The 7403-nt window shown below is 63.1% G+C and carries 4 protein-coding genes; 2 read left to right on the top strand and 2 right to left on the bottom strand.

Annotated elements, in window-relative coordinates; translation table 11 throughout:
* Positions 1-278 precede the first annotated feature (278 nt).
* Positions 279-3041 carry an aconitate hydratase AcnA gene (gene acnA, locus ACVOL0_RS19740; RefSeq protein ID WP_481550530.1) on the top strand — a complete coding sequence of 921 codons (2763 nt, stop codon included), beginning with the start codon at positions 279-281 and terminating at the stop codon, positions 3039-3041.
* A gap of 243 nt (positions 3042-3284) precedes the next feature.
* On the opposite strand, the gene ACVOL0_RS19735 is transcribed toward acnA, so the two are convergent.
* Positions 3285-3734, bottom strand: a complete 450-nt coding sequence (locus ACVOL0_RS19735; protein WP_481550529.1) for a nuclear transport factor 2 family protein — start codon at positions 3732-3734, stop codon at positions 3285-3287.
* Between the two features lie 105 nt (positions 3735-3839).
* Here ACVOL0_RS19735 and ACVOL0_RS19730 point away from each other — a divergent pair, with 105 nt between their 5' ends.
* The gene (locus ACVOL0_RS19730; protein ID WP_481550528.1) at positions 3840-5522 is read left to right on the top strand and encodes a long-chain fatty acid--CoA ligase; all 1683 of its coding nucleotides are present in this window, start codon (positions 3840-3842) and stop codon (positions 5520-5522) included.
* Between the two features lie 170 nt (positions 5523-5692).
* Here the strand turns inward: ACVOL0_RS19730 and ACVOL0_RS19725 are convergent, their stop codons facing one another.
* Complete coding sequence (locus ACVOL0_RS19725; protein WP_481550527.1) at positions 5693-7216, bottom strand: calcineurin-like phosphoesterase C-terminal domain-containing protein; 1524 nt, start codon at positions 7214-7216, stop codon at positions 5693-5695.
* Between the last annotated feature and the right edge of the window lie 187 nt (positions 7217-7403).

The raw sequence follows: 7403 nt of genomic DNA, 5'->3' as shown, positions 1-7403 counted from the left end.
TCTGCACCCCCCACCCCAACCACCGCGGTTCGTTGTGCCCCCCCAACACCCCCCCCGCCCGGCGCCGCCCTCCCGCCCCCCCCACTACCTGCCGCCCGCCACCGTTACATGCGCGCAACAAGCCGTTGCCTAAACTGGGGCCAGCCACCATGCGCCCGCAGGCCGGTGCTTCGTCCATACTCGGACTGGCATTCACCTGACAGGGCCCATGGCTCTGAAAAGCCCGCGCAGCGCACAGGCGCCGCCGCAAGCCATCTGCATCAAGAGGAGTCAGCTATATGAGCGATACATTCTCCACCCGAAGCCAACTGGAGGTTGGCGGCCAGCAGTACACCTACTGCAGCCTTCCCAAGCTCGGCCAGAAGTTCGACATCTCCCACCTCCCCTATTCGATGAAGATCCTGCTGGAGAACCTGCTCCGGCACGAGGACGGCGGCCAGACCGTCGGCCCGGACCACATCGAAGCCGTCGCCCGCTGGAACCCCAAGGCTGAGCCCGACACCGAAATAGCCTTCATGCCGGCGCGCGTAGTGCTGCAGGATTTCACCGGCGTACCCTGCGTCGTCGACCTGGCCGCGATGCGCGATGCGGTAACCAAGCTGGGCGGCAAGGCCGAGCAGATCAATCCGCTGATTCCCTCCGAACTGGTCATCGACCACTCTGTGCAGGTCGACGTATTCGGCCGCCCGGACGCGCTGGACCTCAACGGCAGGATCGAGTTCGAGCGCAACCAGGAACGCTACAGCTTCCTGCGCTGGGGCCAGAAGGCCTTCGAGAACTTCAAGGTGGTGCCGCCAAACACCGGCATCGTCCACCAGGTGAACCTGGAAAACCTCGCCCGCGTGGTGATGGAACGGCAGATCGACGGCGCCAACTGGGCCTTCCCGGACACCGTGTTCGGCACGGACTCGCACACCACCATGATCAATGGCATCGGCGTGCTCGGCTGGGGCGTGGGTGGCATCGAGGCCGAGGCGGCGATGCTGGGCCAGCCTTCGTCGATGCTGATCCCGCAGGTGGTCGGCTTCAAGTTGACCGGCAAGCTGCCTGAAGGCACCACCGCCACCGATCTGGTACTGACCGTCACCCAGATGCTGCGCAAGCTCGGCGTGGTCGGCAAGTTCGTCGAGTTCTATGGCGAGGGCCTGCAGCACCTGCCGCTGGCCGACCGCGCCACCATCGCCAACATGGCCCCGGAGTACGGCGCCACCTGCGGCATCTTCCCGATCGATGCAGAGTCGCTGAACTACCTGCGCCTGTCCGGCCGCAGCGATGCGCAGATCAATCTGGTCGAAGCCTATGCAAAGGCCCAGGGCCTGTGGCACGACGCCAACAGCCCGCATGCGCAGTACAGCGCTACGCTGGAACTGGACATGGCCGAGGTCAAGCCGTCGATGGCCGGCCCCAAGCGCCCGCAGGACCGCGTACTGCTGGAAGACGTGCACAGCAACTTCAGCGAAGCACTGAAGGGCCTGACCAGCCACCGCGAGCAACGCAATGGCGACGTATCCGACTTCATCAACGAAGGCGGCGGTGCTGCGGTGGGCAATGAGCAACTGGCCAAGGGCCATGCCGACATCGTGATCAACGAGCAACCCATGCGCCTGAAGGATGGTGCGGTCGTCATTGCCGCCATCACTTCATGCACCAACACCTCCAACCCGGCGGTGATGCTGGGTGCGGGCCTGCTCGCGCGCAATGCGGCGCGGCTGGGGCTCAAGGCCAAGCCGTGGGTCAAGACCTCGCTTGGACCGGGCTCGCGTGTGGTCACCGACTACCTGGAAAAGGCCGGCGTCCTGCCTGACCTGGAGAAGCTCGGCTTCTTCGTTGTCGGCTACGGCTGCACCACCTGCATCGGCAATTCCGGCCCGCTGCCCACCGAAGTCAGCGCCGGCATTGCCGCCGGCGACCTGGTAGTGGCCTCGGTGCTTTCGGGCAACCGCAACTTCGAAGGCCGCGTGCACCCGGAAGTGAAGGCCAACTACCTGGCCTCGCCGCCGCTGGTGGTCGCCTACGCCATCGCCGGCACCGTGCGCATCGACTTGAGCAAGGAGCCGCTGGGCAAGGGCAGCGACGGCCAGGACGTCTACCTGCGCGACATCTGGCCGAGCAACAAGGAAATCGGCGACACCATCGCCGCCACCGTCGGCCCGGAGATGTTCAAGCAGAACTACGCCGACGTGTTCAAGGGTGACACCCGCTGGGCACAGATCGAATCCCCAGAAGGCCAGGCCTACGAATGGAATGGCGATTCGACCTACATCAAGAACCCGCCCTACTTCGACGGCATGACCATGCAGGTCGGCAGCATCAGCGATGTGCATGGCGCGCGGGTGATGGGGCTGTTTGGTGACTCCATCACCACCGACCACATCTCCCCGGCCGGCAACATCAAGAAGGATTCGCCGGCTGGTCGCTTCCTGCAGTCACGTGGCGTGCAGCCGGCCGACTTCAACAGTTACGGCAGCCGCCGCGGCAATGATGATGTGATGGTGCGCGGCACCTTCGCCAACATCCGCATCAAGAACCTGATGTTCGGCGGCGAAGAAGGCGGCAACACGCTGTACTACGCCCCGGGCAGCAACACCGGCGAGAAGCTGGCGATCTACGACGCGGCAATGAAGTACAAGGCCGATGGCGTGCCGCTGGTGGTGCTGGCCGGCAAAGAGTACGGCACCGGCTCCTCGCGCGACTGGGCGGCCAAGGGCACCAACCTGCTGGGCGTCAAGGCGGTCATCGCCGAGAGCTTCGAGCGCATCCACCGCTCCAACCTGGTCGGCATGGGCGTGCTGCCGCTGCAGTTCCATGACGGCGAGAACGCACAGACCTTGGGCCTGGATGGCTCGGAAGTGTTCGATGTGACCGGGTTGGACGATGGCAAGGCCAAGAGTGCAACGGTTACTGCGACCAAGGCCGATGGCAGCCGCAAGAGCTTTACCGCCAAGGTGCTATTGCTGACCCCGAAGGAAGTGGAGTACTTCCGCAATGGCGGCTTGCTGCAGTACGTGTTGCGGCAGTTGGCGGCGAAGAAGGCGGCCTGATCTGCTGGGCTGATTGATTTGTTGGAAGAACGCCCCTTTTGGGGCGTTCTTTTTTTTGTTGCATTTTTGCGGCGAGAAGCAAGAGCACCCCTCCCCAACCCTCCCCTTGGCTACGCCAAAGGGAGGGAGACAAGCGAGGCTGCTCTGCCCCCTCCCTTTGGCGCAGCCAAGGGGAGGGTTGGGGAGGGGTGCCTTTACGCTCCAGCACTTCAAAGCCTTCAACCCTCCAGCAAACCCAGCAGGTCAACCTTCCCCGCCCACCGGCCCCCAATCCGCGCTATACACCTGCCACTCCCCATCCTGCTCGCGCCAACCAGTCACCACTTCCTGCATCTGCCCACGCTCGGGCAGCAGCCCCTGGTTGCCGCCCGTCAGCAGCACGGTGAAGCGCACCGTCGCAGTACCGCCCTCGCCCATCTCCACCCGCAACGGCCCGGTCTGCACACCCACCTTGGCATTGAGCAGCAACTGCCCGCGCAGCAAGCGTTCCATGCCGGCGCGATCCAAGCCCTCGTTGCCAACGAAGTCTTCGGCCACGCCATCCATGAAGCCGCTTGGCTTGCCTGCCTCCACGCTTTTTTGCATCGCAGCAAAACTATCGCGCAGCCGCTGCTCTGGTGGTTCGCGGCCGCACGCGGCCAGCAAAAGCATGATCACCGCACAAAGCATGCAGTTGAAGACTGATCGCATCATCTATCCCTTCGCCTTTTCAATTCGGAACGGTATGCTGGCAACAATAACGCCGGTGCCCGATGATCGGGCCTGACCACTAGATCATTCCATTTCCTGGAGGGGAAGATGACGCAAGAACGTCCTTGGCTGCAGAGCTACCCGGCTGGTGTGCCGGCTGAAATCGACGTCAACGAATTCCACTCCGTCGCCGATGTCTTCAATGCCTCGGTTGCCAAGTTCCCTGATCGCCCGGCCTACTCCAACTTCGGCAAGGTCCTGACCTATGGCGAAGCCGACGTTCTGGTCACCCAGTTTGCTGCCTACCTGCTGGGAGAACTGCAGCTGAAGAAAGGCGACCGCGTTGCGATCATGATGCCCAACTGCCTGCAGTATCCGATCGCCATCTTCGGCATCCTGCGCGCTGGCCTGACCGTGGTGAACGTCAACCCGCTGTACACCGCGCGCGAGCTCAAGCACCAGCTGGTCGATGCCGGTGTCAGCGTGCTGTTGGTCGTCGACAACTTCGGCGACACGGTACAGCAGGTCATCGCCGAAACGCCGGTCAAGCAGGTCATCACCACCGGCCTGGGCGACATGCTGGGCTTCCCCAAGGGCGCAATCGTCAATTTCGTACTGAAGTACGTAAAGAAGATGGTGCCGGACTATGACCTGCCCAACGCCATCCGCTTCAACGACGCGCTGAAGCTGGGCAAGCGCCACAGCATGCCGGTGGTCGAGGTGGACCACGACGACATCGCCTTCCTGCAGTACACCGGTGGCACCACCGGCGTGGCCAAGGGCGCGATGCTGACCCACCGCAACCTGATCGCCAACATGCAGCAGGCCTCGGCCTGGATCGGCGCCTCGGGCGTCAAGCCGGGCGAAGAAGTGATCATCACCGCATTGCCGCTGTACCACATCTTCGCCTTGACGGCGAACGGCCTAGTCTTCATGAAGCTGGGCGGCCTGAACTATCTGATCACCAACCCACGTGACATGAAAGGCTTCGTCAAGGAGCTCAAGAACAACCGCTTCACCGCAATCACCGGTGTCAACACGCTGTTCAATGGCCTGCTCAACACCGATGGCTTTGACGAGGTCGACTTCTCCAATCTGAAGTTCGCCCTCGGCGGCGGCATGGCGGTGCAGCGCGCCGTGGCCGACAAGTGGAAGAAGGTCACCGGCGTCACACTGGTAGAGGCCTATGGCCTGACCGAAACCTCGCCGGCGGCCTGCATCAACCCGCTGGACCTGAAGGAATACAACGGTGCGATCGGCTTGCCGATCCCGTCCACCGAAGCCTGCGTCAAGACCGACGATGGGCAGATGGTATCGACGGGCGAAGTCGGCGAACTGTGCATCCGCGGCCCGCAGGTGATGAAGGGCTATTGGCACCGCCAGGACGAAACCGACAAGGTCATGGATGCCGACGGCTGGCTGCATACCGGCGACATGGCGCGCATGGACGAGAACGGCTTCTTCTATATCGTCGACCGCAAGAAGGACATGATTCTGGTGTCCGGCTTCAACGTCTACCCGAATGAAATCGAAGACGTGCTGGCCATGATGCCGGGCATTCTGGAAGTGGCTGCCGTTGGTGCACCCAACGAGAAGTCGGGCGAAGTGGTGAAGGTGGTCATCGTCAAGAAGGACCCCAGCCTCACCGAGGAGCAGGTGAAGGAATTCGCGCGCGCCAACCTGACCGGCTACAAGCACCCGCGCATCGTCGAGTTCCGCAAGGAGCTGCCCAAGACCAACGTCGGCAAGATCCTGCGCCGCGAGCTGCGCGACGCCAAACCCGAAGCCTGAGATCGCTTCGCCTTGATACAAGGAGGCCTCCCTGGAAACAGGGAGGCCTCTTTTCTTTTGTGGGAGCGGTGTAAACCGCGAAGTTCCTGGATTTTCAGATCGCGGAAAGTCCTGGCCACGAAGCACTGCCTGCTTCGCGGCTCACACCGCTCCCACAACAGCACCTGTTGTCAGGGCTGTGCGGCCTGCAACCGGTACTTGGCCTGGCTACGGTACTCCACCCCATTCAATGTGGTACGCACCTCCACCGCATGCTCACCTTCGGCCAGCTTGGTCGGCAATGCAGCACGCCACAAATGGCTGGAAGGCACCGCTTCCGGCGTGCGGTCGTAGCCACGCAGGGTATCGGCCAGATCGTCGGCGATGTTCTCCACCAACAAGCGCGGATCAGCCTGCCTGACCTGCTTCATCGGCTGCCACTCGCCGCCATCGACGCGAAATTCCACCGGCAAGCCCTCAAAGCCCATGAACACATTGGCGTAGATCCCCCAGGCCGGATACGCACCCTGCCGCAGCACCTTGGGCGCATGCAAGGCAATCTGCTGATCCGCCGGCGCACGGGCCACGCGATATTCCACGCTGTATTGGCCTTGCGGACGCACATTGAGCAGGCCATAGCCATTGGGCGTGCCATCGGCCATGGTGGTATCGGGAATGCCTTGCGCATCCTTCACCCCCGACCAGAACGCACCGCAGGCAGCACCGACGTTGTACTCGTGCAACGGCCTGGCACCGTTCCACCCCTGCTCGGCTCCCCAGAACACCTGGCTCTGGTTATGGGTGTGGCCGCTGACGATCAGCGGGTGTTGTACCTGCTCCAACAGCTTGAACAAACGGGCACGGTCGGCAGCGCGATAGACGTGGTCAAACAACGGGATATGGAAGCCGAGTACCACCAGCTTGTCTTTCGCGATGGTCGGCAGGTAAGCCTCAAGGAAGGCGAACTGATCCTCGCGCAGGCCGCCGACATAGGCCGGCTTCTGTCCGGGCTGGGCAATGATGTCGTCCATGCCGATGAACACCATCGAAGCCTCTTCCCAGGCATAGGTGTCCGGGCCGAGCTGACGATGGAAGCTGGCCAGCGAATCAGCATCACTGCTGGCGTCCAGGTCCATGTCGTGGTTGCCAGGCACGTGCAGCCACGGCACGCCCAGCGAGGTCACTGCCTTGGTCAGTGCAGGATAGAGGCTGGGGTCGTCATTGGTGATGTCGCCCAGGGTCATGCCCAGGCGTGCCTGATGCTTGCCGCGCAGCGGTTCGATGATGTCGCGCTCGAAGTAACCTACGTCCAGCGCCGAGCTGGTCTGGCTGTCGGCCAGCAGCAGTGCCTGAAAGCTGCCGGGTACGTTCTTTTCCTGCTTCAATGCGAATGGGCGGCACGGCGCCTCGCCCTCGCCTACCTGTGGTCGCCAGATGTCCGGCAGTCCGTCGGCACGTTTGGCTGCGCTATAACCGGCAGGCTTGATGAGGAAGATGTTGGGCTGGCTGGAGCCCGGCAGCTGGTAACGACCATCCCTGCCGGTGCTGACGATGTGCTCGCCATCGGAAACCCGGATGCCGGCCAGCGGCTTTTCGCCTGCGTCCTGCCGGCCATTGCCGTTACTGTCGAGGAAGACCGCGCCGTCGATGCAGGAGGCATTGGCGGCAAACGGCGCACAGGCCAGCAGCAGAGCGGTCAGCAGGGATGGGCGCATGGGGTCCTCGGCGACAATGGGCAGGTGCCCATTATCGCCCCGGGATGCTGCAACGGCGTTGCTGCAGATGGCGGGCAGCTTCGGTCTTGTAGGAGCGGCGGCAGCCCCCACACCCCTAAAAAGTGAGGAGTGAGAGAAGGGGAGCGGCGCCCCCATTACACCATAGCGGGGGCCCCCGCGGCTACAC

The sequence above is a fragment of the Stenotrophomonas sp. STEN021 genome (assembly GCF_056760175.1).
This window is presented reverse-complemented; position numbering and strand designations above follow the sequence as displayed.